The organism is Paenibacillus sp. FSL H7-0331, from assembly GCF_001956045.1.
In genome coordinates this window covers 21,126-48,071 of the sequence record NZ_MRTH01000050.1, presented here as the reverse complement: position 1 = coordinate 48,071, position 26,946 = coordinate 21,126, and the positions used below count along the sequence as shown (strand labels likewise).

The 26,946-nt window shown below is 46.5% G+C and carries 18 protein-coding genes and 1 rRNA gene; 16 read left to right on the top strand and 3 right to left on the bottom strand.

Going from position 1 to position 26,946, the window contains the following annotated elements:
- Positions 1 to 87, top strand: a 5S ribosomal RNA gene (gene rrf, locus BK127_RS37315); the annotation flags it as partial.
- Positions 88 to 232: 145 nt separating this feature from the next.
- Here rrf and nagA read toward each other — a convergent pair.
- Genes nagA through BK127_RS37300 form a run of 3 tightly spaced genes read right to left on the bottom strand, consistent with a single transcriptional unit; the run spans position 233 to position 3,009 of the window.
- The gene (nagA, locus tag BK127_RS37310) at positions 233 to 1,420 is read right to left on the bottom strand and encodes an N-acetylglucosamine-6-phosphate deacetylase (protein ID WP_076237764.1); all 1,188 of its coding nucleotides are present in this window, start codon (positions 1,418 to 1,420) and stop codon (positions 233 to 235) included.
- A complete protein-coding gene (gene nagB, locus BK127_RS37305) occupies positions 1,420 to 2,145 on the bottom strand; it encodes a glucosamine-6-phosphate deaminase (protein ID WP_076237763.1) in 726 nt (241 codons plus the stop codon). Before nagB ends, nagA begins: the two co-directional genes overlap by 1 nt.
- 18 nt (positions 2,146 to 2,163) lie before the next feature.
- Complete coding sequence (locus BK127_RS37300; protein WP_076237762.1) at positions 2,164 to 3,009, bottom strand: MurR/RpiR family transcriptional regulator; 846 nt, start codon at positions 3,007 to 3,009, stop codon at positions 2,164 to 2,166.
- A gap of 242 nt (positions 3,010 to 3,251) precedes the next feature.
- Here BK127_RS37300 and BK127_RS37295 point away from each other — a divergent pair, with 242 nt between their 5' ends.
- From BK127_RS37295 to purF, 15 genes are all read left to right on the top strand, one after another.
- Positions 3,252 to 3,929, top strand: coding sequence for a response regulator transcription factor (locus BK127_RS37295; RefSeq protein ID WP_076237766.1), 678 nt, complete (start codon positions 3,252 to 3,254; stop codon positions 3,927 to 3,929).
- Positions 3,926 to 5,305 (top strand): HAMP domain-containing sensor histidine kinase, encoded by a 1,380-nt coding sequence (locus BK127_RS37290; RefSeq protein ID WP_076237761.1) that lies wholly within the window; start codon positions 3,926 to 3,928, stop codon positions 5,303 to 5,305. Before BK127_RS37295 ends, BK127_RS37290 begins: the two co-directional genes overlap by 4 nt.
- Positions 5,306 to 5,640: 335 nt before the next feature.
- Positions 5,641 to 8,742: an efflux RND transporter permease subunit gene (locus tag BK127_RS37285; RefSeq protein WP_076237760.1), complete on the top strand. Its 3,102-nt coding sequence runs from the start codon at positions 5,641 to 5,643 to the stop codon at positions 8,740 to 8,742.
- A gap of 14 nt (positions 8,743 to 8,756) precedes the next feature.
- Positions 8,757 to 10,013, top strand: a complete 1,257-nt coding sequence (locus BK127_RS37280) for an efflux RND transporter periplasmic adaptor subunit (protein ID WP_076237759.1) — start codon at positions 8,757 to 8,759, stop codon at positions 10,011 to 10,013.
- A gap of 239 nt (positions 10,014 to 10,252) precedes the next feature.
- Positions 10,253 to 12,085 (top strand): hypothetical protein, encoded by a 1,833-nt coding sequence (locus tag BK127_RS37275; RefSeq protein WP_083689877.1) that lies wholly within the window; start codon positions 10,253 to 10,255, stop codon positions 12,083 to 12,085.
- Between the two features lie 295 nt (positions 12,086 to 12,380).
- Positions 12,381 to 15,926: a cadherin-like beta sandwich domain-containing protein gene (locus BK127_RS37270; protein WP_179097739.1), complete on the top strand. Its 3,546-nt coding sequence runs from the start codon at positions 12,381 to 12,383 to the stop codon at positions 15,924 to 15,926.
- Positions 15,927 to 16,077: 151 nt separating this feature from the next.
- Entirely contained in the window at positions 16,078 to 16,764 is a 687-nt protein-coding gene (locus tag BK127_RS37265; RefSeq protein WP_076237757.1) for a DUF6483 family protein, read from the top strand.
- Between the two features lie 301 nt (positions 16,765 to 17,065).
- Complete coding sequence (gene purE / locus BK127_RS37260; protein ID WP_076237756.1) at positions 17,066 to 17,551, top strand: 5-(carboxyamino)imidazole ribonucleotide mutase; 486 nt, start codon at positions 17,066 to 17,068, stop codon at positions 17,549 to 17,551.
- On the top strand, positions 17,548 to 18,732 hold the full coding sequence (gene purK / locus BK127_RS37255; RefSeq protein WP_076237755.1) for a 5-(carboxyamino)imidazole ribonucleotide synthase: 1,185 nt from the start codon (positions 17,548 to 17,550) through the stop codon (positions 18,730 to 18,732). Before purE ends, purK begins: the two co-directional genes overlap by 4 nt.
- A gap of 27 nt (positions 18,733 to 18,759) precedes the next feature.
- Positions 18,760 to 20,058, top strand: a complete 1,299-nt coding sequence (purB, locus tag BK127_RS37250) for an adenylosuccinate lyase (RefSeq protein ID WP_076237754.1) — start codon at positions 18,760 to 18,762, stop codon at positions 20,056 to 20,058.
- A 25-nt stretch (positions 20,059 to 20,083) separates the two neighbouring features.
- A complete protein-coding gene (locus BK127_RS37245; RefSeq protein ID WP_076237753.1) occupies positions 20,084 to 20,968 on the top strand; it encodes a phosphoribosylaminoimidazolesuccinocarboxamide synthase in 885 nt (294 codons plus the stop codon).
- 401 nt (positions 20,969 to 21,369) lie between these two features.
- Positions 21,370 to 21,612, top strand: a complete 243-nt coding sequence (gene purS / locus BK127_RS37240) for a phosphoribosylformylglycinamidine synthase subunit PurS (protein ID WP_076237752.1) — start codon at positions 21,370 to 21,372, stop codon at positions 21,610 to 21,612.
- Between the two features lie 327 nt (positions 21,613 to 21,939).
- Entirely contained in the window at positions 21,940 to 22,635 is a 696-nt protein-coding gene (gene purQ / locus BK127_RS37235; protein ID WP_076237751.1) for a phosphoribosylformylglycinamidine synthase subunit PurQ, read from the top strand.
- Positions 22,613 to 24,856, top strand: coding sequence for a phosphoribosylformylglycinamidine synthase subunit PurL (purL, locus tag BK127_RS37230; RefSeq protein WP_076237750.1), 2,244 nt, complete (start codon positions 22,613 to 22,615; stop codon positions 24,854 to 24,856). Before purQ ends, purL begins: the two co-directional genes overlap by 23 nt.
- Positions 24,841 to 26,331 (top strand): amidophosphoribosyltransferase, encoded by a 1,491-nt coding sequence (gene purF / locus BK127_RS37225; RefSeq protein WP_076237749.1) that lies wholly within the window; start codon positions 24,841 to 24,843, stop codon positions 26,329 to 26,331. Before purL ends, purF begins: the two co-directional genes overlap by 16 nt.
- Positions 26,332 to 26,946 lie beyond the last annotated feature (615 nt).

Below are 26,946 nucleotides of genomic sequence, written 5' to 3'. Positions count from 1 at the left end.
GTTCCCATCTCGAACACGACCGTTAAGCCCTTCAGCGCCAATGGTACTTGAACCGCAGGGTTCTGGGAGAGTAGGACGTTGCCAAGCACGATGAAGCAGTTGATCTTAGTGATCAGCTGTTTTTTTGTATTTGGGTTTGTATTTGTCTTCGATCTAAGAAAGAACAAAGCAAAATAGTCTCGATCCGTAGTAATAACGGACCGAGACTATTTTGCGTATAGTATTTTCAGTTTTACTGAATGGAACGTCCACCGATCCAGACCCGTTCTAACTCGAGCTCTGAATTAACGAGCAGCACATCAGCCTGCAAGCCAGGCTGTAAGCTGCCGGTAATCTGATCTATGCCAAGCTGTCTAGCCTGATTACCGCTGGCCATAAGACTCGCATCTTCGACACTGACACCAACCTGTTGAGCAACAAAGCGGAATGCATCGATCATCGTTAAGGTACTGCCAGCGAGGCTGTTGCCTTCTTTCAATCGAGCCACACCGTCACGAACAATAACAGCAAGTCCACCGAGTTCATATTCTCCGTTACCCAGACCGGCGGCTGACATCGCATCAGTGATTAATAGTACGCCCTCTGGTCCTTTGGCTTGCACAAGTAAACGAATAGCTGTGGGATGGACATGATGTCCATCTGCAATGATTTCCCCAAGAATAGCCGGATTCGACATAATAGCGCCGACAGCGCCTGGTTCCCGATGGTGCAGCCCACGCATAGCGTTGTAGGTATGGACGGCTTGACTTAATCCGTGCTCAATAGCCGTGTTGACTTGCTCGTAGTTGGCATCGGTATGACCGAGTGCAGCAATAATGCCATGCTCAACCAAGGCTTCAATGTAGTCAAGAGCACCTGCTGTTTCAGGAGCCAAAGTCTGCATACGGATGAGCCCAGGAAAACGCTGAGTCCAATCCGAGAGCCAATCTGGGTGAGGCGGTACGATGAAGGCAGGATTTTGTGCACCACACCAGTTGGCATTAATAAAGGGACCTTCCAAGTGAACGCCAAGCAGTTGAGCATAAGGCATTATCTGATTACGGTATGAACCTATCCGCTGCAATACATGGTCAAGCTCCTCTTTGGCAGCAGTCACAGTCGTAGCCAGCATGGTGGTAGTACCATTCATGCCGTGGAAGCGTGTAATCGCATCGAGGCCTTCAGCATCGGCATCCATGAAGTCATGGCCATAGCCGCCGTGCACATGCATATCTATAAAACCGGGCAGCACCCAGCTCCCGTGTGCATCTATTTTTTCTGTATCTGCTCCAAGCTTACTTGAGTAGATATCATATTCCTGTTCAGTTCCGATTGCATGAATAAGGCCGTTAACGAGATGAATCCAACCTTTTTGCAAAGTGATTTGAGGGGTTATGATTGCAGCATTATAAATAAAAACATCGGGTTGGGATAGGGTCATTACAATAACCTCCCTGCTTCGGAATCCAGAAGTACGACGAGATGTGGATGTGTTTGCAGCAGGGATGCCGGACAATCGGTAGTGATGGGACCTTTCAGAGCGCGTTGAACGATCTCGGCTTTGTCGCCACCTTTGACGATGAGCAGGATCATTTTGGCTTTCAAAATCGTACCTACACCCATAGTTAATGCATGTGTCGGTACCTCGTCGATAGAATCAAAATAACGGGCATTTGCCTTGCGCGTTTCCTCGCGAAGCTCCACAATATGTGTGCCCCCAGTCAAGGCATGGTCAGGCTCGTTGAAGCCGATATGTCCGTTGTGTCCCAGACCCAGCAGCTGCAGATCAATTTGGCCCGCTTGCTCAAGCAGCTTATCATAGCTTTGGCATTCCGCTTCAAGATCGGCTGCATTGCCATCAGGAATGTGGGTTTGGCTGCGCTGCAACTGAATCAAATCGAACAAATGAGTATTCATATAGTTGTGGTAGCTCTCCTGGTGATTCTCAGGCAGCCCGACGTATTCATCGAGATTAAAGGTTGTCGTATCCTTAAAACTGACTATTCCTTGTTGATAGCTTTTAACGATTTCCTGATAAATGCCTATTGGCGTACCACCGGTAGCAAGCCCCAATACAGCTCGTGGATTGGTTTGTACCATGCCGATGATAATGCCTGCACCGGATTCATGTAATTTTTGATGAGAATCGAAGGTTAATATATGCATAGTAGTGGTGCTCCTTTGTTAACGGTATTTGCGGACCATTTGGTATGAAGTTTCGAGCCGTGGGACGAACTGGTCAAATTGTTGACTCAACAAGCCTACAAATAAAATATCAATGACGTGCAGCTGAGCAATTCGGGACGCCATGTCACCACGGCGCATGCCTTCCTCAAGTGTGGAAGTGAACAGGCAAATATCTGCAAGTGAGGTAAGCGTATGGGTGCCGAATTTGGTAAGTGAAATCGTGGTAGCTCCGTACTCAGAAGCACATTTTAACGCGGCGATGGTTTCTGTGGTTTCCCCGGAATAGGAGATGCCAATGGCGACGTCGCCTTTGGTCAGGTTGGATGCAGATGTCACCTGCATATGCGGATCGGAAAAGGCGACACTACGCTTGCCAATCCGTATCAGCTTTTGATAAAAATCTTGTGCTACCAATCCTGATGTAGCTACACCATAGAGGTCAATTTGTCTAGCAGAGGCAATTGCATCGATCGCTCTCTGAAGCTGCTTCATATCGAGCAGGCGAGTTGTATCCGTGATGGACCGCACATGATTTGCCTCCATCGCCGCGACGATATTGCTGAGCGAGTTGTCGGCGATGATGTCCTGATACGATTGGGCGGCTGCTGGTGGTTGGGCGAGCTCGGCTGCCAGCTTGATTTTAAATTCGGTGAAACCGGCAAAGTGAAAAATCTTGCAAAAACGCGATATGGTAGCTGTACTGCTGCCCGAGTCTTGGGCCAACTGCGTAATTCCGATCTGAGTCATACTGGCTGAATGGTCAATAATATATGCGGCGAGTTCTTTTTCTTTGCGGCTCATGGAGCCCATTTGTTCTTGAATAGCGCTTAAAATTCCCGGCATAGTGACCCTTTCTTTTTGAAAATAATTTACTTAATATTTATATATTAAAGAAAATAATTTACATATTTACTATACCGAATTAAGATCATATTTTCAAGTGAAAAGTTGGAAGGGACGCTGTCTGACTAGGTATCGTATGCAAATTGATGGTATGCTATATTAGTGTTCTCAGTTCCATAGAAAATCGTGCATAACCAGCTTATTATAGTAGGGAATCAAGTGTTAGAAAGGAATGAATGTTCGTGGCCACTATATTGATCGTCGATGACGATATTCATATTCGTGAGTTAATTAAGGTATATTTACGGCAGGAAGGTTTTGATGTTGTAGAGGCAGGCCATGGTAAGGAAGCTTTGCAGGAGATGGAGAGGACCCGAATTGATCTCGTTATTCTGGATATTATGATGCCGGAGATGGATGGATGGGATTTGTGTGTCGAGCTGCGCGCAGCATATCCGAATCTGCCGCTGCTCATGATAACGGCCAAGGGCGAGACCGGTCACAAGGTAAAAGGATTTCAACTGGGTACCGATGATTACTTGGTAAAACCGTTCGATCCGGAGGAGCTGGTTGTACGAGTTAAGGCCTTGATGAAAAGATACCGTATCGTAGCTTCGCAAAAGGTACAGTTCGGAGATATTGAATTAAATCGGCAAAGCTATGAAATCATTATCAATGGGGTAAGAACCACACTGCCGCTAAAGGAATTCGAGCTGCTGTTCAAGCTGTTTAGTCATCCTAATCAAATTTTTACGCGTAATCAGCTCATCGAACAAATCTGGGGGATGGATTACGAAGGGGATGACCGGACTGTCGATGTCCACATCAAGAGAATCAGGGAGCGTTTCCCAGAGGCTGGTGACAATTTCAGTATCGTGACGATTCGCGGGCTGGGCTACAAGCTTGAGGTAAGGTCATGATTAAAACGTTGTATGTACGTGTGGTGCTTACTTTTTTGGCGGCTGTTCTGTTCGGGTTGGTATCGGCGTTTTTTTTGTCATCTTTAATTTATACGAACCTGGTTAGGGAAGAGATCCAGGATACGATGATGAGAAATGGCAAGGACGTGGTACATACGTTGAACTTGCTGCAAAAAGATAAAACCGATGAATATTTGACTAGTGTCAGTCGAATAATTGATTTTTATATTACTTTATATGACGATGACAAACATAAAAGCGTGTATGGGGAAACCGAGCCCAAAGAAAAGGTGGATATTGCTGAGCAGGTGGTCGATCTGGTGCGGGGCGGAGAGCTGTACCGAAGCGAGACCGGTTTTCCCGATCAGATCTTAGTGGGCATTCCCTTCCAGATGGATTCGATGCGTTATGCGATATTTTTTCAATATTCAAGGCACAACAAGGAAGGTGCGCTTCAGAAGGTGGTTGGTACTTCGTTACTAATTACGCTGATGATGGGAAGCTTGTTCATTTTCGTGGCTGCACGTTATGTGGTTAAACCGTTGAGGGTGATGACTGAGGCGACCAAACGGATATCCAAGGGTGATTTTAATATGGATTGGAAGCTGAGAAAGCGTAAAGATGAGTTGGGTATGCTTGCACAAAGCTTTAGTGAAATGGCTCTGGAGCTCAAACAACTGGAACAGATGCGGCAGGATTTTGTATCCAACGTGTCGCATGAGATTCAGACGCCGTTAACGTCGATTTCCGGATTTTCAAAGGCACTTCGCAGCAATAAAATGCCGGATGAGGAGCGGTTGTACTATCTGGAGATCATCCAATCGGAGAGTGAGCGCTTGTCGCGTATGAGCGAAAATTTGTTAAAGCTGGCTTCGTTGGAATCCATGCATCATCCTTATCAGCCGCATACCTACGACTTAGATGAACAGATTCGTCATGTGATTGTTGCTTGCGAGCCACAATGGTCTGCGAAAGGAATCGAATTTGAGTTGAATATGCCCAGTATCAAAATATGTGCCGATGAGGATTTACTCAATCAGGTGTGGACGAATTTAATTACGAATAGCATTAAATTTTCGCATCAAGGAGGATGGATCCATATCCAGGTAAAGCAAACCACGAATGAGATCACAGTCAATATCTCTGATCAAGGGATCGGGGTTTCCGAGGAAGATCAGGTGCGAATTTTTGAGCGCTTCTACAAAGCCGACAAGTCACGGACAGGCGAGCATAGCGGCAGTGGTCTTGGTCTGGCGATTGTTAATAAAATAGTGCTGCTGCATGGAGGAAAAATCAGTATTCAGAGTGCGCCAGGTAATGGCTCATCATTTTCAGTTACTTTGCCAAGTATGCCAATCGCGAGTATCGGGCATTAAATCGATAGCGGTAAATGTAATTAATTAAAATATTTAGGATATGAATACTTTGCAATATCAAAGATTAATGCCATGGAGCAAGCTCTCCATGGTTTTTTTGTATTTGGTAGAGAAAGAAAGCGCTACCGTTCATATTGAGTTCATATTGGTTATGTATGCTTGGCTGCAGATAACAACGAAATTAGTCGTTTTGCTAGTTAACTTAGCTTGCGCTAATTGATGTCAGTCATACATTTCGTTAGAAAAATCACTGTTAACGCGAACGAAATCAGTTTTACTACAGAAAAAGCTCAGCTTACATTCATGCTGATGCAAGACTCACAGGAGGGAAACCCATGAACAAGCTTACAAGCTTCTCAATGAAAAATGTGGCGGCGATTTTGATTATAGTCGCTATTCTGTTAGGTGGAGGGCTGTATTCGGCTTATACGATTAAAGTTGAAAATATGCCGAACATCTCTTTTCCGGTAGTATTGGTTTCCACGACCTATCCGGCATCCCCTACAGACGTGATGAAGGAGGTCACGAAGCCGATTGAGGATAAGATTTCCAATGTTGAAGGCCTGGACACATTAACATCCACCTCCAGCGATAATATTTCAACGGTTATCGTTCAATTCGAGCAAGGTGTAGATATCGATAAGAAAAAGCAGGAGATTGAGAGTCTCGTTCAGGAAGTGAGACTGCCTGCAACGGCGGAAAGACCTAAGGCTTCTACCTTCGGTTTTGCTTCGATTCCGGCCTACTACTTGGCCATTTATGCCGACAACGGGATGAGCCAGACCGAGCTTGATAAAATTTATGAGGATCAAATCAAGCCGGGCTTGGAGTCCATACCTGGTATGGATCATATCGATTCGATTGGTGCGCGAGAAACGTCGCTTGATATTGAGCTCGACGCCGATGCGCTTACCAGTTTTGGATTAACTCCCGTTCAGGTGAGCACGACTTTGAAAAACACATTGGCTAACGGTGCCATCGGAACCGTGGATTTTAACGGTAATACGAAGGTAGCTCGTGTAACAGGTAACATCGATAGTCTGTATAACCTGGAAAATATGGAGATCGCCGCAGGCAATGGCAGCACATTGATGCTGAAGCAGGTAGCGAAGGTTCAGGCTGTGACCGATTCAGAATTTATTGCACGTCTGGATAATAAGCCTGCACTTGGGATTCATTTATTTAAAACAAGCAATGCGAACGCAGTCGATTTTTCGGATGCGACCGACCTGTTGATCAAGAAATGGGAAACGTCTATTCCTGATATAACTTTTAAGTCGGTATATAACAGTGCCGATCAAGTTAAGGAATCGATTAGCGGCATGTTAAAGGAAGGTATAACAGGAGCTTTATTAGCCTCCTTGATGATTTTGATCTTTTTGCGAAATGTAAGAATGACGCTGATTGTTCTTGTATCGATTCCTTTATCGATTATGATCACATTGCTCGTTATTTCGCAATTCGGGATCACCTTGAACACGATGACGCTCGGAGGCATATTTATTGCGGTAGGCCGGGTCGTCGATGATAGCATTGTCGTTATCGAGAATATATATGCATCGCTGCAGAAGGCACAGGAGCGTAACGAATCGGTCATCAAGCTCGCAACAAAGCAGGTAGCGATGGCGATTACTTCATCAACGCTTGCAACAGTTGGCGTATTTGCTCCAATCGGGATGGTAAGTGGTATCGTGGGTGAGCTATTCCGACCTTTTGCAATCACGGTTGCTACTGCAATGCTGGCTTCTTTGCTGGTAGCCTTGACAGTAATCCCGATGATGGCCAAGCTGCTCGTGCTTAATAATAACAAGATTGTCCATCACGACGAAAACAAAAAAGGCAGATTCATGACACTGTACGAAAAGATCTTGAAAGCATGCTTGTCCCATCGCTTTAAAACATTAATTATTTCAGGATTGTTGTTTGTCGTATCGATAGCTGCGATTGTTCCGAATTTGGCTGTCAGCTTCATACCAAGCAGCGGTTCCGAACGCCAGATGTATTTTCAGGTCAAGCTGCCTAATGAAACCTCGATCAATGGAACCGATCAGATTTCTAAGGAATTGGAGGCAATGATGCAGGAAGCCAAGGATAGCAAGGGTCAGCCGCTGTTTACGTTTGTTGAAGCACTTGTAGGCTACGGTGGCGGTAAGGATCAGGTAGCCAATATGGCCGAGATTTATACGGAGGTTAATGCCCAGGCCGATCCCGATGAAGTGAAAAAGGATTTCAAGGAACGTATTCTGTATGAGCTGCCGAAAGGATCAGAAGTAACGCCCAAATCGCTGGCTGGTGGCGGCGGTGGTGTCTCATCAACTGATTTCTCGTACTCATTAAAAGGTGATAATCAACTTTTATTACAAGAAGCAGCTGTCACAATCAAGCAAAAACTGGAGGAGTATCCGGAGCTGAGCGAGGTTGAAGATTCACTCAGTGATTCCAAGACCCAGGTGCAAATTACAGTTGACCAAAGTAAAGCTAGAACCTTTGGACTCAGCACCTCACAGGTTCGTGATACCGCAAGAAGCTGGATTATGAAGGACCAGCTTGGAGATATCCAGTTCGACAATGTAACTTATACAACAACTGTACAGCTATCCAAAGCAGATAAAAATTCAATCGAAAAGCTGGGAAAAATCCCGCTCAAAACAGCTCAAAACTCAACGATTTATTTAAATGAGGTTGCGAAGCTGACGGAGGTTGAAGCTCCGTTGTCCCTTCAACGTGAGAGTAAGGAGCAAGTACTGAAGATCACAGCCAAGATAGATTCGGTCAATAAATCGGCGGTCAGTACGAAGATATCTAGTGAGCTTGGCAAGGTGGCACTGCCTGATGGCATATCCCGCGAAGTTAAGGGAGTAAGCGCCGATATCAATAAGAGCTTCTCACAATTGTTTGTAGCTATGGCAGTAGCTATCGCTGTCGTATATCTCGTAATGGTATTAGCCTTTGGTAATGCGGGTGCTCCATTCGCGATTCTGTTCTCCCTACCGTTGGCGGCAATTGGCGGGTTGTTGGGATTGTTAATCACCCGGCAGTCGCTCGATGTGACCTCAATGATCGGTTTTATGATGTTAATCGGTATTGTCGTTACCAATGCCATAGTGCTTATCGACCGCGCCCAGCAGCTGCGTGAGGAGGGATACACTGTACGCCATGCGCTTGTAGAGGCAGGGATGGTTCGGTTCAGACCGATTATTATGACAGCAGGGGCTACGATTATGGCAATGATGCCTTTGGCACTTGGATTGACAAAAGGCACATTGATTTCAAAAGGTTTGGCCGTTGTTGTAATTGGGGGTCTGACGACATCCACGATTCTAACGCTGGTTGTTGTGCCAGTCGTTTATGAGTTAATTGAATCGAGCAAAAAGCGTATGGGTCAATGGAGGCAGCGCAAGCCAAAATCAAAAGCTAATACAACTATAGAGATGTAAGGGAGAGAAGGGATATGAATAATCACATGTCAAAGAAAAGCTTCGGTAGTGGCTCAAGGACCGTCGGCATTCTTCTAGTAGTCACCGCATTGGCGGCGGGGTGCTCAAGCCCGGCACAGCCGCAGGCAGCGGCAGCCGTGCAGTCGCAGAACAGACCAGTTAAAGTAGCTGCCATTGTACAGCAAAGTATGGGTGATCCCAAGGAACAAATCGCGGATGTCAGCGCCGCAGTACAAATTGATGTCATCCCCAAAGCCGACGGACAGGTTCTGGAGGTTTTGAAGAAGAAGGGTGAACTCGTCAATCAGGGTGATGTTATTGTCCGTCTGGATGCTCGGGATGCCCGCCTGCAAATGCAAAAGGGAGAGCAATCACTTAAAGGTGCGGAGGAATCACTTCGCAAATCGATTGAAGATCAGAACAACAGCCGGGTTGATCTGCAAAGCTCGCTGGTCAAGGCTAATGAGCAATTAAGTAATGTGGAAAAGGACTATAACAAAGCTCGCAATGACTTTGAGGCCGGTACGGTGACCAAACGTCAAGTGGATCAGGCGGAAACGCTCGTGACTAACTCGCGGTTGGATGTGCAATCTGTTCAGAACAAGCTGGATGCCCTGGATAAAACCAACCCGATTGCTTCTCAGGAATCACAGGTAGCAACAGCGCGGCTAAGTGTAGAGGACGCGGCCAATGCTGTCGGCAATTATGAGATCAAGGCGCCGATTACGGGTGTTTTAACAGATCTGACAGCTGAGGTAGGTATGAATATGTCCCGCACAGCCAAGATTGGTCAGGTACAACAGCTTGACCCTCTCAAAATCAAAGCCGATTTGACAGAGTCAGCAGCCAAGCTGGTTAATAACAAGCAGGAGCTCACCTTCTATAGTGCGGATAACCCTGCCAACAAAAAAACAGCCAAGGTGACGTTCCTTGCCAATCAGATGAACAGCACGACAAAAGCTTTTCCGATTGAACTGGATTTGGCAAATCCGGATGGTTCGATCAAGCCAGGCAGCCGTGTTCAGCTGCAATTGACCAGTCCTCAGGAGGAGCAGGGACTTGCTGTTCCAAGCTTGAGCATCGTCAGAGAGGGTAATGAAGCCTTTGTTTTCATACTGAATGGTGATCAGGTAGAGAAACGTGCGGTCAAGCTTGGACGCGTCAAGGATGCATATCAGGAGGTGTTGGAGGGTGTGAAAGCAGGAGAATCTGTAGTTGTTTCCGGTCAGCATCAACTGAAAAATGGGCAAAAGGTTGAAGTTGCCAAGTAACCAAACCGTTAGAAATCCATAAAAGCAATTATAGAATGATAAAGATAGAGATAGATAAATAGATAAATATACAGAGGAAGATATGAAAAGGTAGAAAAACGGAATACGGATTAACCAGTCAATATTCATACAGAAGCCCATATGTCGGAACACGGATTTAATCAGATTGAACAGAGCAGTAAGGATAGAAGTCAGCAGCGTCGATTTCTGTCCTTGAACTTAGAGGAGGCTATACAAACATGAGAAAGAACTTAACTGCAGCACCGAAATGGAAAACTACGCTCGGCAGCACCTTGCTGTCCATGTCTTTAGTCATATCAGCTGTCCCTTCATTGGCACTGGCAGACGCTGTACCTGTACAGGAGTCAGGAACACAGGTACAGACACAAGTACTTACGCCAACTGCAGCCGCCTATCCGTTAACAGACTCGATTCAAGCGAGCATAAAAAGCTTGTCCATCAGTAAATCAGCTGAGGGCACACGTATTGGTACGGTTGTCCGTCTTCATAATAATACGACTCAGATGAAGCGGGTTCCCGATTATGAAATTCGCGTCCAAGCTTCTGACGGCAGCGAATATAAGGTTACACCTAGCGCATCCAACCCGAAGTCGATGCTGGCGATGGAAAATGTGGAGCTAACGGGTATGGTTACAGTAGACCGTCAGGACGATATTACGTTAACAGGGATGTCTTTTGTGGAAGTGGATGAATATGTGTATCCCAAACAGGAAACAGTTCGGTTGAGCCTGCCCATAACGTCCGTGTGGAATGCCGCCAAGCCTGATATTACCGATCCTGCTTTTATAAAAGCGTGGGGAGATACGTTTATGGTTCCTGAATCTCCATCTCCAATTAAATTCACAACGACCAGTTTAACCGAGCAGACGGATGAAAAGGGTGTGCATACCCAGGTCGTAACTCTGCTGGCTGAAAATCCGGGTACAGCTAGCGAAACGGTGTCTGGCTTCCGTTTGGATGGCAAAGCTGGAGATCAAATTTATGCCGGTAAACGAGCTGATGCGAATCCAATTGTACTGGCCGCGGGTGACCGCAAATATATTCAATATTTGATCCCGACAGATAAAGGCATCAAGCTGCAAAGCTTGCTGATGATGACGACAGAAACTTTTGCGGCTTCCACCGGAACGGCCGGAGCAGGAGCAGTAGGGGGTTCAGCAGGTACCGCTGCGGCAACACCGTCCAGCACGCCTGGGTTTGATGTCGGACGCTTGAAAATCGAAGTGGCGGCAGATGCTGTTGCTTTACCTAACACGCTGCCTGCATACGCAATAGGCACTCCGATTGCCTTCGATCCATTGAACCGTTTATTGGATTCCAGCACGCAGGTCTCTTTAATGGAGCTTCATATGCATGAGAATACAGGGTCAGGCTTTAAAAGCGTAGTCGCCAAATTCAGATTGCAAAATAAAAGCGATCAAACCGTTACACTTCCCGCTTTTCAAACAGAGCTGGTAGGCAGCGACGGCTCCAGCTATGCAGGTTCTCGCCAAACGGCAACAGCAGCTAATTTGATGCCGAACCTGAGCTATGTAGTGAGCTATTCGTTTATGGTTCCAGCCTCGGAGAAGGGTGAACAGCTTGGTATCAAGCTGCTGGACAATCTGACTTCTGCGCCTTACAGTACGACGATTGCCGGATTCCAAACCGCTGTACAGATCGATGATGTGGATAGCTCCGTGATGGCGTTCTATCCATTTAATGTCACATTAAACGATTGGACGATGTCTGCATATACCAATGCCGGATTACCTGTAACCTATTCATATAAGATGAAGATGAATTTGACTGTAGACCGAGTTGAGGATGTCGTCGTCGATGACAACTTCCCGAAATTCACGATTGAGCTTGTTGATGGGTTGGGTCGGACACTCGGTTCGCAATCGGTACCGTTCACAGGAACCGACATGCTGATCAGCGGCGAGCAGACGATTCAGATCAGCAACATCAAGAGCGAGCAGCAGGAATATCCATTGACCATTAAATTATATGAAACTATTGAGACGCCTAATGGTGTGGCCAAACGGCTTGTGAAGACATTACAGCAGTAAGGTACAGCACCTATTTAAATGGAATTTATATGGAAAATATGTACATCCCTCCTTGCATACTGCGAAGAGGGATGTATTTGTGTATATTCAGGAGTATATAAACCAAATTCACATAGGAAATGTATGAAATTTAACAATGGAAATAAAGATTTCTTTCTAAAAATAAGATAAACTAGATAGTAGATATCATTAACAATAATCATCATTAATAGTTTATATAGAAAGAAGGAATGAATGGTTTATGCGTACATACTTGGGTTTCAAATTCAAACGGAGGTTAGCGGAAACATTGGTTTTGAAAGAGGCAATGGCCATTATTGGCTGCCTGATTGTTGTATTGGCAGGGGTGATGCTGTTATATGTGGACAAGGCACAGGCTGTGGCAGGAACTTCTGTCAGTTCGCCTACGGTTTCTACGTATCCAGAAACCATACTTGCACGAAATAACAATACATGGGACTTTCAATTCACAGCCACAAACGCATTGAGTAGCGGTAGTGTGATAACCATTAATTATCCAGCAGATTTCAAAATTAATAATGATGAGGATCATAAACATATTAATTTTGCTACTAATCAAATCTATCAGTATATTCCTATCGTTACGGTTAACGATTTGGCAGCAAGCTCCATTGTTGTTAGCGGACAACAGTTACAAATCCAGATTGCAAATGTTGTGTCTGCCGGATCTGTAGTGAAATTGTCTATTATCAAAGAAGCATTATCGAATCCTGTAACAGGGGGTACAAAAAGTATTCTCCTGTGGACTTCGTCGGATACAGATCCTGTTAGTATTCCGGTAACCATAGAAAGCAGTACACTAACAGTAGTTCTTAGCAAGTTGTACGAAGGGATCCATAAAGTAAACTACAAGCTAACCTTCCAAGCGAGACAAGCAATCGACTCTGATACTGCTCTAATAATGTCTTCACCCATGGAGCTAGATGATTCTTTAGAATCAATAGACCCCTCCAAGGTACGTCTGAACGGTATCGCAGTTTCACGCGTCGGCATGGACGGATATCTATTTATTGAACCTAGTTCTGATACCCATATTGCAGCAGGTCAGACTGTAACACTGGAATTTACTGAGGATGCAGGGATAAATAATCCGGTGATTCGAGAAGGGGATTCTTACACTCAACAAATCGGAATAGGTGTCATCGAAAGCCAGCTTGACTGGGCGGATGTTACTTATACTAAGGATGATATAGCTCCTACAGGGTCTGTTGCCGTTCATGGAATCGCAGCCGGAGGAACAACGTACAGCCGCTCTATCTTGCTTGATTTGTCAGCAACTGATGTTGGTTCTGGAGTAATTGCCGAATATGAAGTATCGGATTCGAATGATTTTTATGGCTACGATAGTTTAGAATACAAGCCCCAGGTCCCCTATCTGCTTTCACCAGGCGCAGGCCCCAAAACCATTTATGTTAAATATTACGATGCTGTGGGAAATGCAAGTGAGGTATGTCAAATCACGGTTAATTATGATGATAAGCTTAGTCTGGCAAGCTTGGCGGTCAAAGATGAGAGCTCTGCAATTGTGGCCTTGAGTCCGGTTTTTTCAGATGCGCATTATGAATATGATACAGTGGTAAGTTCATCAGTGAACACGGTGAAGATCAATCTTACCAAATCAGTCGCCGCGGCTATTTTGCCAGAAGATTCGAGAGCGGTTTATACGCCTACGGATTCTACCAGTGGGGAAATCACTTTTTCCAATTTGGCATTTGGCAGCAATGATTTGAAGATTAAAGTTTCAGCAACCGGAGACTATATGGACTATCATCTAGTTATTTTCAAAGAAGGACCGGTTCTCAAGCATAGTAACAACCTGACGAGTATTAACAACGGCAGTATTGTTCTATTCGGAGGGAAGAAATGGATACTGTCAGATGCGGTGAAGCGGCAGTTGATCCTTCTGGAACCGTATACGGGATGCGTTCATGAATATGAATCCAGCAGCTGCGAATGGAGTGAATACGGTTCTGCATGGAGTACAGAGTTGGGAGATGGAGGATATCGTTTTGATCCTATGGCTGAATACAGCATTGCCCATTACTTAAATCATGATTTTTTAACTAGTCTGGGAGCGGAAAGCAGCAACGTTTCCTTGTATCCATTTGATAACACAATGTATTCAGCAGGATCAGTATCAAGATGGAGTGATGAGTATAGAGTCAAGGCAGCGGTAGGGCTGCTATCGATTCCACAATATCAAGCACTATCAGGTACCGGGGTGTTGAATCCGTTTCTGGAATCAAGATGGTTTTTAATGAACCCTGCACATGCCGGCAATAGCTATTACATTTATAATGTTGATGGAGCAGGCAGCTTGGAGACGGATTGGTCCAGCAAGGAAGTTCATCCTGTCGTTTATTTGAAGTCTGGCTTATCCGTCAGCGGAGGTAATGGGGACTTGATGAATCCATATACACTTGCGCTGACTGGCCTTTCGAGCAATGCCAATATAGCATCGATCAAGCTTCAAACTACTGCCTTAGGCTACTCAGGCACTGTCGAACCGCCAGTTTTTAGTTTAAGTGTCAGCAATGAAATTAAGAATACAGCGCTTGATGTCACTATGACAGATACAACAGCATCTCTTGTAGTTGACAGTATTGATCAGCCATCAGGGGGGACGGCCCAAGCCTCTGTGACAGTTCCCATGACTATTAAGGTTACTGATCTTCCAGAAGGGGTTACGACGGTACACGTGCATGGACTTGCCGCTGATAACATATCTAGAAGGAATTATGATATCAAGATTACACGTGCGGCTCCTGCATCGTTTAATAATGCTACTTTAAGCTCGTTGAAAGTTGAAGGCGTAACAATCTCTCCAGATGCCAATAGAAATTTATCTACGAGTGTATCGAACGCAGTGTACACGACCACGATAACGAACGCTGTTTATGAATCGGGAGCTAAGATAACGATCAAATTGAGCACTGGCAATGATGTTTCAGTGGGCCAACCGGTCAATTTGAACGAAGGGGCCAATGTGTTTACGATTGTAGTTACTGCACCTGATGGTACTACTAAACTAACCTACTCATTAACCATCACAAGAGCTGTTAGTGGATCGACTGGTGGTCAGCAGGAAGTTCCTGTAACAACAGCAGCTCCAAAAATTACGTTGTCGGATGGAACTACGATCGATTTTACAGGATCGACTTTTGGCCCTAATGCCAAGGTGTCGGTTACGGAAGTGACCCCGCTGAATACTAGCGGAACAGGTTTAGTTTCCGCCGGTAAAACTTTGGAGTTTACACTGACAGGGATCACGATTGACCCTTTACATCCGGTGAAGGTTTCGATTCCAACGAATGCCAATGCGAATCGAAGCAAAGTTGGCGTCTTTTACTATAATCCATCGACTCTTAGTTGGGAGTATCAAAAAACAGAGATCGATAACACGGGAGTTGCGTCTGCAAAAGTAACACATTTTTCAACTTATGGCGTGTTCGAAGCGAATAAAGTGGCGACTCCTACAGTGGATTCTTTAATTACGAATGACACAACGAAGCAATTCTCACTGTCCACATCAACAGCGGGTGCAGCGATCTATTACACACTGGAGGGCTCTGTTCCCACGACGGCTAGTACTTTATACAATGCCAGCAATAAAATAAATCTGCTATCGACACAGACACTAAAAGCGATTGCAGTGAAAAACGGAATGGTTACGAGTGAAGTACTCACATTCCCACGTAGAACGATAAACAACGTGTTAATAGATATTAATAATAAAGTTGATCAGAACGGTGACAATAAGTTTGATCAAACCGATGTACGGATGCTTCTGAAACAAGTGGGAGCGGTGCTTGTCCAATAGAAGTACTTACGAGAAAATCCATGGAACCATAGCTTAGGGAGTATCCCTCGGCGACGGTTCTTTTTTGTACCATCATGACTTTTTTCAATCGTCTCCCCAATAAGGTACAATGAACTTATACGAATCAAATTCATAGCTGGGAGGGACCACATTGTACCAACGGGATTATTTGATGCGAATGATCGAACAATTTTCGATGACACTGGGTCAGGTGCTGTTCAAGCGGCGAAACCAGCAATTTGCGGAAGCGATGGAGCTGTTGACACAGGCAATGAAGCAGCTGCTGGGGCTGAATTCCAAGCTAGTGCTTGCTTTATCCGTGAAGGACCTGATGGCATTGCTAACGACTCAGGGTCAATTCGATGCCGGTAAAGGCCTACTGCTCAGTGACATGCTTAAGGCAGAGGGCGATTTACTGGTTGATGCCGAGGAAGAAGCTGAAGGTATGGCATGTTACATGAAGTCACTGGAGCTCTTGCTCGAAATGAGATGGATGCGAGAAGCTTCTGAAATAGAGCAGGAGATGGAGGAACGGATCGAAGACCTGCTTGCTGTCGTCAAGTCTGGAATGATGCCGCTGCGGGTTCTGAAGCCTTTGGTTCATTATTATGAGAGTAAGGGGCGGCTGGCCAAGGCGGAGGACACGTTATTTTTCATACTGGATGCAGATGTGGACCAGACGCAGTGGATCGATTCTGGCTTGCACATGGTGGAGCGTTGGCAAAAAATGTCGACGGATGAGCTTGCACTAGGGGAGTTGAACGCAGAGGAAGTCCAAGAAACCTATACTCAACTAGTTAAAATGAAGCAAAAAGCGAGCAAGATCGAGAGAATGTAGCAAACTGCTTTGGAAATGCGAACTTTTCATATGATTATTTCGTATAATGTTCGTCTTCTCAGGTTGACAGCCGCTCGCTATCCCTGTAAACTAAACACGTAAAAGCTTTCTTTTTTTGATCTAAACTTGTCGAAATAACGAAAATGAAAGGTCAGCACTTCGGTGTTAGGCCTTAGCTTGCGCTTGGGATTATTTTACCGTCCTGTGGGTCAATGATAGTGATCTTGGTCTGCCGGACTTTTCATACTATACACATTCAAGCTTGCACGTATTTCAAAAGTAACCATTTATGGAGGTCGAAATGTCTGTTCTTGTTGGAGTCATTATGGGAAGTCAGTCGGATTGGGAAACCATGAAGCACGCCTGTGACATGCTGGAGGAGCTGGGAGTTTCTTATGAGAAAAAGGTTGTTTCTGCCCATCGTACACCAGATTTAATGTTTGACTATGCAGCATCTGCAGTAGAACGAGGTTTGAAGGTCATTATAGCAGGAGCGGGAGGCGCCGCTCATTTACCCGGTATGGTTGCCGCAAAGACGGAGCTGCCGGTTATTGGTGTTCCCGTTAAAACGTCTACGCTGAATGGGCTGGACTCCCTGCTGTCTATTGTTCAGATGCCAGGTGGTGTTCCTGTAGCCACCGTAGCGATTGGTCATGCGGGAGCCACGAATGCAGGCTTGCTGGCAGCGCAAATATTGGGAGCGTTCGATCCTGAGCTGCAGCAAAAGGTACGTGAGCGTCGTGAACGGACTCGTGAGAAGATCACAGAAAGCAGCGTGCTGGAATGAGTGAATATGATCGAAGAGACACCAAAAAGATAATACGTCCTGGCAGCACCATTGGTGTGTTAGGCGGTGGGCAGCTTGGGCGCATGATGGCACTGGCGGGACGCGCGATGGGCTATCGGTTTATTACACTGGACCCGACGGTGGATTCCCCTTGTGGTCAGGTGGCTGACAGACAAATTGTGGCCGCTTACCATGATATTGAGGCAGCGAGGATGTTATCCGAGCAGTCGGATGTGATCACCTATGAATTCGAAAATGTCGATGCCGAAGTGACTGAGCTTCTTATGGAGGAATCCTACGTGCCTCAGGGCAGCCGACTTCTCTATATTACGCAGCACCGCTTGCGTGAAAAGCAGGCGATTGAATCAGCTGGCGTCAAGGTTGCGCCTTATGCGCAGATTGCGAGCAGTGCACAGCTTCGTGAGGAGCTGCAGCGGTTGGGCACACCTTGTGTGCTGAAGACAGCGACAGGCGGCTATGATGGCAAAGGACAGTGGGTAATACGTTCGATTGATGAAGCTGATGAAGCTTATGAAGAAATCAGCCGGGCTGGAACTGAGCTGGTTCTCGAACAATTTATCGACTTTGACAAAGAAATATCCGTGATTGCGGCGCGAAGCCCAAGAGGAGAAGTTAAGGCATTTCCCGCAGCGGAAAATATACATGTGAATAATATTTTGCATCTGTCGATCGTACCTGCCCGCATGGATGAGGCTGTGCAGCAGGAAGCCGAGCAGTTGGCCATTCAAATTGCGGAATCATTAAATGTGGTTGGACTGATTGCAGTCGAAATGTTTGTCACACACGAAGGCGAGCTTTATGTGAATGAATTAGCGCCGCGGCCTCATAATTCCGGTCATTATACAATGGAAGCTTGCAAAACCTCGCAGTTCGAGCAGCACATGAGAGCGATCTGCAATCTGCCGCTGGGCTCAACGGAGCTGCTTACACCGGTTGTCATGGGTAACATTCTGGGTCAGCATGTCGAGCCCGCGATGGACTGGATCATGCAGCCTGAATCGGAGCAGGTTGGCAGTGGCATCACAGCAAAGCTACATATGTATGGTAAGCAGGAGGCCAAGGACAATCGGAAGATGGGTCATTTGAACGTGCTTGCACCTTCAGTTGATGAAGCCTTGCAATGGATTGAAGCCTCAGGCATATGGAATACGAATGAATAGCTAGCATGAAGAACGGGGGATTAATCAATGATTGAACGCTACAGCAGGCCAGAAATGGCCCGGATTTGGACAGAGGAAAATAAATTTAATGCTTGGCTGGAGGTTGAGCTGTTATCTTGCGAGGCCTGGGCTGAGCTTGGGGTCATCCCGAAGGAAGATGTAGTGGAGTTGCGCAAAAATGCTGCTTTTGACATCGACCGTATTTATGAGATTGAGCTGGAAACCCGTCACGATGTGATCGCATTCACGCGCGCGGTATCCGAAAAGGTAGGACCTGAGCGTAAATGGGTACACTATGGCTTGACCTCGACAGATGTTGTGGACACGGCACTAGGTTACTTGCTAAGACAGGCTAACGAAATTTTGGAAAAAGATTTACTTAATTTTATTGAAATATTGCGGAATAAAGCAATTCAATATAAAGATACACCGATGATGGGACGGACACATGGCGTACATGCCGAGCCGACAACCTTCGGTTTGAAAATGGCCCTGTGGCTGGAAGAAATGAAGCGGAACCTGGAGCGTTTTCGCTTGGCGGCGGACGGTGTACAGTACGGTAAAATTTCCGGCGCAGTAGGTACCTATGCGAATATCGATCCTTTTGTTGAAACCTTTGTATGCGAGAAGCTGGGTACAAAAGCGGCTCCAATCTCGACGCAAACCTTGCAGCGTGACCGTCATGCTGAATATATGGCGACACTGGCGCTGATTGCAACGTCCATGGATAAATTCGCGACTGAAATTCGTGCATTGCAGAAGAGTGAAGTTCGCGAAGTTGAGGAAGCTTTTGCCAAAGGTCAAAAGGGTTCATCCGCTATGCCGCATAAGCGTAATCCAATCGGCTGTGAAAGCATTTCAGGCTTATCCCGCGTCATTCGTGGTCATATGGTCTCAGCTTACGAGAATGTAACCTTATGGCATGAACGCGATATCTCGCATTCGTCTGTAGAACGGATTATTTTGCCGGATGCAACGATTTTGCTGAACTATATGCTGAACCGTTTTGGGACGATTGTGAAGAACCTGACCGTGTTCCCGGAAAACATGAAGCGCAACATGCAAAGCACTTATGGCGTACCGTTCTCCGGACGTGTTATGACCAAGCTGATCGACAAAGGCTACAGCCGTGAGCAAGCATATGATACCGTGCAGCCTCGTGCCATGCAGGCATGGGAAGAGCAGCGTTCGTTCCGCGATATTATTGAGAATGAGCCTGTAATCCGTGAGCAGCTGAGTGCGGAAGAAATTGATGATTGCTTTAACCCAACCTGGCATTTAAAGCATGTTGATACGATATTCAAACGTTTGGGCTTAACCGAATAATAAATTTAGGGGAGGACCACAAACGATGGTCTCAACAAAGGCGATTTCGAGCGCCGAATCTTATCTGAGCGCACCGCTGATCTACAAAGGTAAGGTTCGTGAGCTGTATGATTTAGGGGAGCATTATTTGATCGCAGTAACGGACCGGATCTCGGCATTCGATTGGGTGCTGTCACCTGCAGTGCCGGACAAAGGTAATGTGCTCAACTCTTTAAGTAAATTCTGGTTTGAGCAAACCGCGCATATTCAACCGAATCATGTCGTACATGGCGATGTTGATCAATTGGGCGATATTGTCAAAGACCGTGAGATCATGAAGGATCGCTTCATGGTCACCAAAAAAGCGGAGCGTATTGATATCGAATGTGTCGTCCGTGGTTATATTACGGGTGGAGGCTGGCGCCAGTATGTACAAACAGGCGAGATCAATGGACAAAAGTTGCCGAGCGGTTTGCGTAAAAATGAACGCTTCGAGAAGCCGATCTTCACGCCTGCAGCCAAAAACGATGTGGGTCATGACGAAGATATTTCGATCGAACGGATGAAAGAACTGGTCGGAGCCGAATTGACCGAGCAGCTGCAAGCCAAGAGCATTATGCTTTATGAATTCGCTCATCGCTTTTGTGAAGAGCGAGGCATCATATTAGCCGATACCAAGTTCGAGTTTGGACTCATTGATGGAGAAATCATTCTGATCGATGAAATCTTCACACCGGATTCCTCACGTTTCTGGGCCAAAGAAAAGTACGCCTTCGATATCGAAATCGATGGTATGGATAAAGAACCGGTTCGTACGTATCTGTCCAGCACGAATTGGGATAAAAACAGCGAGCCCGACCCGCTGCCCGCCGATGTCGTTGAGGAAACCTCCCGCCGCTACAGAAGCATCTATGAGCTGCTAGTTAAGTGAAAATTTAAAAGTTCGGTGAATAAGTTCCGCTGCACGGCCAAAGATTCTTACGATTGCTGTTGTTCAAGGATTTCTTATATTTTATAAGATATTTAGCTGTAGAAATTCTTGAACAAAGGCACCGCTTCGCTATCTCCAGAACACTTTGGCCGCTCCGCTCATGATTCACCGAACTTTTAAACCAAAGCTCACAAGCCTCTAATATTAAGTACCTTAATTATATAAAACCATTCTCAAGCAGGCGCTTGCGAAGCGAGTGCTCTGCGCAACATAGTAGATGCTTACAAAGTAGGTCTTCTGCGAAAACTCAGTAGATGCTTACAAAGTAGGTCTTCTGCGAAAACTTAGTAGATGCTTACGAAGTAAGTTTTCTGCGAAAACTCTAAGGAGGATTCATCCCCATGTTAAAAGCAACCGTATACGTCACGATCAAACAAAGCGTTCTCGACCCTCAGGGAGTAGCCGTACAAGGCGCACTTCACTCCATGGGCTTCGGAGAAGTGGATAAAGTACGTGTAGGCAAATATTTAGAATTTGAACTAGGCACAGCTGATCGTGCAGAAGCTGAGCAGCGTGTTAAATCGATGTGTGAAAAGCTTCTAGCGAACACAGTCATCGAAGACTACCGCTACGAATTGGTTTAATCTCTTCAACCCCAGCCGTCAGGCCAACCATCAGCGAGCGAAGCTATGCTGATCTGTTTAAAGCAGTTGATGTTAAAGAGTTAACACTCGGCACCAAAAGTTCAGCGTGTCCCTTAAGGGACGGAAGCGCTCATCATAAGCACAGTATGCGTACGAAACGTATCACCCAAGCCAAGCGTGTCCCGATAGGGACGATAAGCGCCCCGAGAACACTCCAGTTTGCACACATGCCAAGGGAGTCCAGAGGGCAACGCCCTTTGGGGCCCTCCCTATAGGGAGGGTTTGGGAGGGTAAACTTCGGGTGAATAAAGGGAGGATTAGAGTATCATGAATTTCGCTGTATTGGTGTTTCCAGGCTCCAACTGTGATATCGATTGCTACAAAGCGGTTGAAGAAACAATCGGGCAGCCTGTTGAATATGTATGGCATACCGAAACCGATTTGTCCAAGTATGACTGTATTATTGTACCGGGTGGCTTTTCGTACGGAGATTATTTGCGTACAGGCGCTATAGCTCGTTTTGCTCCTGTTATGACGGCACTTGTGCAAGCGGCTGAGAAGGGTACCTACATTATCGGGATCTGCAATGGTTTTCAAATTTTGCTGGAATCGGGTTTGCTGCCTGGTGCCATGCTTCGTAATAATTCGCTTAAATTCCGCTGTCATGCGGCTATGCTGCAGGTGGACAATAACGAAAATCCGTTTACAAAAGAGTACAACAAAGGTGAGCTGGTTAACATTCCAATCGCTCATGGCGAAGGCAACTACTATTGTGACGATGCTACTCTTGCAGAACTGCAAGCGAACAATCAAATCGTTTTTCGTTATGAAGCAGGCAATAACCCGAATGGTTCTGTGGATGATATCGCAGGCATTTGCAACAAAGCGGGCAACGTACTTGGTATGATGCCGCATCCGGAACGCGCAGTAAAAGAATTGTTGGGTTCGGCGGACGGCAAGCGGATGTTTACATCGATCTTGAGCACTTGGAGGGAACAACATGGCGCAGCAGTTAACGGTTAAAGAGCCAAACGCGGAACAAATTGCAGAGCAGAAGCTTTATAAGCAGATGGGTGTCACAGACGCGGAATATGATCAAGTATGCGGATTCCTCGGACGTAAACCGAATTATGTGGAAATTGGCGTATTTAGCGTTATGTGGTCCGAGCATTGCTCCTACAAAAATTCGAAGCCAGTTCTTCGTAAGTTTCCTGTAACAGGACCACGGGTATTAATGGGTCCAGGTGAGGGTGCGGGGATCGTCGATATAGGCGATAATCAAGCTGTTGTTTTCAAGATTGAAAGTCATAATCATCCGTCTGCTATCGAGCCGTTTCAAGGCGCAGCTACAGGCGTGGGCGGAATTATCCGTGATATTTTCTCCATGGGCGCACGTCCAATTGCTGTTCTGAACAGTTTGCGTTTTGGTAATCTCAAGAATGACCGTGTTAAATATTTGTTCGAGCATGTCGTATCGGGGATTGCCGGTTATGGTAACTGTATCGGGATTCCAACGGTCGGCGGCGAGGTTATGTTTGATGAAAGCTATGAAGGCAACCCGCTCGTTAATGCGATGTGTGTAGGGTTGATCGATCACGATAAGATTCAAAAGGGTGTTGCCAAAGGCGTCGGCAATCCGGTGTTTTATGTCGGACCGGCTACAGGTCGCGATGGTATTCATGGTGCGACTTTTGCATCGGAGGAACTGACTGCGGAGTCCGAAGCGAAGCGTCCTGCTGTACAGGTAGGCGATCCGTTCATGGAGAAGCTGGTATTGGAAGCGTGTCTGGATTTGATTAACTCAGGTATCGTGTTAGGCATTCAGGATATGGGTGCAGCCGGGCTTACTTGTTCGAGTGCCGAGATGGCGAGCAAAGCAGGTAACGGTATGGAATTGTATCTGGATGAGGTGCCGCAGCGTGAGGAAGGCATGACGCCTTATGAAATGATGCTGTCCGAATCACAGGAGCGGATGTTGTTCGTTGTTGAGCCTAAGGATGAGGCGCAGGCTAAAGCGATTTTTGAACGTTGGGGATTGCATTGTGCAAAGGTTGGTAAAGTAACCAATGACGGAGCGCTTAAGCTGTTCCACAAGGGTGAGATGGTTGCGGACATGCCGGTTACGGCATTGGTTGATGAAGTTCCTGTATATAATAAGCCTTCTCAAGTACCTGCGTACTATCTGGCTAATGCTGAGGTGGATACGAATCGGTATGCTGAAGTAACGGATCTGAATGATGCTTTGAAAAAGGTGTTGGCTTCCCCGACAGTAGCCAGCAAGGAATGGGTTTATAATCAATACGATTACATGGTGCGTACAAGCACTGCGGTTCGTCCGGGTTCGGATGCGGCGGTTGTAACGATCCAAGACTCACGCAAGGCGCTTTCCATGTCGACCGATTGCAATGGACGTTTTGTTTATCTGGACCCAGAAGTGGGAGGCAAGATTGCGGTTGCGGAAGCAGCTCGTAACAATGTATGCTCCGGTGGCGAGCCGCTGGCGATTACAGATAACCTGAACTTCGGTAGCCCGGAAAAACCGGACATTTTTTGGCAGCTGGAGAAAGCCGCAGACGGAATTTCAGAAGCCTGCCGCAAGCTGGATACACCGGTAATCGGTGGAAATGTCAGCTTGTACAATGAAAACTCCAAAGGTGCTATTTACCCAACACCTGTTATCGGAATGGTTGGATTGGTTCATGATACCGATCATATTACGACACAAGCCTTCAAAAAAGAAGGCGATGTGATTATCCTGCTCGGCGACACCAAAGCAGAATTAGGCGGCAGTGAGTTCCAATATGTACTCCATGGAGTTACAGAAGGACGTCCGCCTCAAATTGATCTGGATGTTGAGAAAAAGCTGTTAAGCACCGTGCTTGGCGGTATTCAAAAAGGTCTCGTGGCTTCGGCGCATGACTTATCCGATGGTGGCTTGGCTGTAGCTCTTGCTGAGAGCTGCATCAGTGGTAACCTGGGTGCTCAAGTCGATTTCTCTACGGAGCTGCGCAATGATATTGCACTGTTCAGCGAAAGCCAATCCCGTATATTGCTCAGCGCTTCGCCTGAAAAAGCGGAAGCTTTGAAGCAATGGATTTCCGAACAAGGCGTGCCATATCAGCAATTAGGTCAAGTTCAAGGAACAGAGTTGCATATCCACATTAACGCTAAACCAGTCATCCAGTCACCGGTTGAACAACTACAAAAGGTTTGGAAGGATGCGATTCCATGTCTGATGAAATAAAGACATTGCAGGAGCAGCAGCTATGGACAGGCAATTACTATAATGAAGATATGGGCAGCCGTGACGGGCTGCTCGATAAGCTAGGGGAGGAATGCGGCGTTTTCGGAGTGTATGGTCACTCCGAAGCCGCTTCGCTCTCCTATTATGGTCTGCATGCGCTGCAGCACCGCGGTCAGGAAAGTGCAGGGATCTGTGTAGCGGATGGTGATAGCTTTAAATACCATCGCGGCATGGGACTTGTAAAGGAAGTTTTTAATAATGATAATTTAACCACTTTATCTGGAGCCAACTCCATTTCGCACGTTCGTTATTCGACAGCGGGTGAGAGCAAGCTGGCTAACGCTCAGCCTCTAGTGTTCAAATATCGTGGCGGCGATTTGGCGATTGCCACCAACGGCAATTTGACTAACGCGGCCGAGGTGAAAAGAAAGCTTGAGGACATGGGTTCGATCTTTCAGACAACAAGCGATACCGAAGTTGTTGCTCACTTGATTGCACGTTCCAAGCATACGGAAATTGAACTGGCTGTTAAAGAAGCATTGCTGCAGGTGGAAGGCGCGTACGCGTTTTTGTTTCTGACCAAGGATAAGTTGGTTGCAGCTTTAGACCCACACGGCTTACGTCCTTTTGTTATGGGCCGACTGGGCAATGCTTACTTGTTCGCTTCAGAAACCTGTGCATTTGACGCGGTGGGGGGAACCTACTATCGTGATGTGATCCCGGGTGAATTGCTTGTACTTGATGCGAAAAACGGTTTGATTGAGGATCGGTTCTCACCGATCAAGCAGCGTGCTATTTGTTCGATGGAGTATATTTATTTTGCTCGGCCCGACAGCGATATGGATTCGATTAATATTCACTCTGCACGCAAACGGATGGGTAAGCAGCTGGCACAGGAAGCGTTCGTTGACGCTGATGTAGTCACTGGCGTGCCGGATTCCAGTATTTCAGCGGCTATCGGCTTCGCCGAGCAAACCGGTATTCCTTACGAGTTGGGCTTGATCAAAAACCGCTACAGCGGTAGGACCTTTATCCAGCCGAGTCAGGAGCTGCGCGAACAGGGTGTGAAAATGAAGCTGAGCGCTGTACGCAGTATCGTGGCGGGTAAGCGGGTTGTGATGATCGACGATTCCATCGTGCGTGGCACGACCTCACTGCGGATCGTCAACATGCTGCGTGAAGCAGGTGCAACCGAAGTTCACGTAAGAATCAGCTCACCGCCTTTTATGAATCCTTGTTATTATGGAATCGACACCCCGGACCGCAAAGAATTAATCGCGGCTCAAAAGTCCATCGAAGAAATTCGGGTTGCGATCAATGCCGATTCACTTTATTTCCTTAGTAAGGAAGGCTTGTTAAACTCAATCGGCCGTCCTAAGGGCGATGTGAATCAAGGAAATTGTACGGCCTGTTTTGACAATATGTACCCTACACGGATTACTGAAGAGTCGGAAGTCGGATGTGGGTGCGACTAAGGGTCTGAGAGAGCAAAGTGCAGTGCATGAATGAAAACCTGTGAATTTGGATTCATACGGACGGTTATTCCGGAAAAGGGATACCATTACACACGCTGTTGAAAGAAAGCTGCATGGAATTGGTTCCTTGCAGGAAGCAGCTTTCTTTCAAAGGCGGCCGTTACACTTTCCATGGCAATCCCTTTTCCTCCATACACCTGGATGAATCCAAATTCACAAGCACTTCTCTCTCACAGAACCTTGTCTGTGAGTAGAAAGAAGGTGGAGGCATTCGCCTGCACCGCCGAGCCACAAACTAGTTGGTGCGAGTCCCGCGCCGCCCCATAAAGTGACAACTTAAATGGGCCGTATGTCCAGGCACATTAGTAATAGCTAGAGTGGGCCGTGAGCATGGCCCACCGAATAACAACTTAACGCGGCCGTAGTCTGGCCCGTCGACTGAACAACTAGCGGGGCTAGAGCCGCCCCGCAACCATTAATAAAAAGCAGGTTGTGGACTGCGTTGAGCCTTTCGCACTTGTGCTTGTAAGTGGTGTGCCTGATCGCCTTATAGGCGGAGGGCTGTGTGCTTGCCTAATGCTTACGAAGCGGGTTTTCTTACGAAAACCTTAGGCC

Excerpts from the sequence above, each read along its gene's own strand:
- purB (WP_076237754.1), top strand. The coding sequence starts at position 18,760 with ATGATTGAACGCTACAGCAGGCCAGAAATGGCCCGGATTTGGACAGAG.
- purE (WP_076237756.1), top strand. The coding sequence starts at position 17,066 with ATGTCTGTTCTTGTTGGAGTCATTATGGGAAGTCAGTCGGATTGGGAA.
- BK127_RS37275 (WP_083689877.1), top strand. The coding sequence starts at position 10,253 with ATGAGAAAGAACTTAACTGCAGCACCGAAATGGAAAACTACGCTCGGC.
- BK127_RS37280 (WP_076237759.1), top strand. The coding sequence starts at position 8,757 with ATGAATAATCACATGTCAAAGAAAAGCTTCGGTAGTGGCTCAAGGACC.
- purK (WP_076237755.1), top strand. The coding sequence starts at position 17,548 with ATGAGTGAATATGATCGAAGAGACACCAAAAAGATAATACGTCCTGGC.
- BK127_RS37290 (WP_076237761.1), top strand. The coding sequence starts at position 3,926 with ATGATTAAAACGTTGTATGTACGTGTGGTGCTTACTTTTTTGGCGGCT.
- nagA (WP_076237764.1), bottom strand. The coding sequence starts at position 1,420 with ATGACCCTATCCCAACCCGATGTTTTTATTTATAATGCTGCAATCATA.
- BK127_RS37300 (WP_076237762.1), bottom strand. The coding sequence starts at position 3,009 with ATGCCGGGAATTTTAAGCGCTATTCAAGAACAAATGGGCTCCATGAGC.
- purL (WP_076237750.1), top strand. The coding sequence starts at position 22,613 with ATGGCGCAGCAGTTAACGGTTAAAGAGCCAAACGCGGAACAAATTGCA.
- purF (WP_076237749.1), top strand. The coding sequence starts at position 24,841 with ATGTCTGATGAAATAAAGACATTGCAGGAGCAGCAGCTATGGACAGGC.
- BK127_RS37245 (WP_076237753.1), top strand. The coding sequence starts at position 20,084 with ATGGTCTCAACAAAGGCGATTTCGAGCGCCGAATCTTATCTGAGCGCA.
- purQ (WP_076237751.1), top strand. The coding sequence starts at position 21,940 with ATGAATTTCGCTGTATTGGTGTTTCCAGGCTCCAACTGTGATATCGAT.
- nagB (WP_076237763.1), bottom strand. The coding sequence starts at position 2,145 with ATGCATATATTAACCTTCGATTCTCATCAAAAATTACATGAATCCGGT.
- BK127_RS37285 (WP_076237760.1), top strand. The coding sequence starts at position 5,641 with ATGAACAAGCTTACAAGCTTCTCAATGAAAAATGTGGCGGCGATTTTG.
- purS (WP_076237752.1), top strand. The coding sequence starts at position 21,370 with ATGTTAAAAGCAACCGTATACGTCACGATCAAACAAAGCGTTCTCGAC.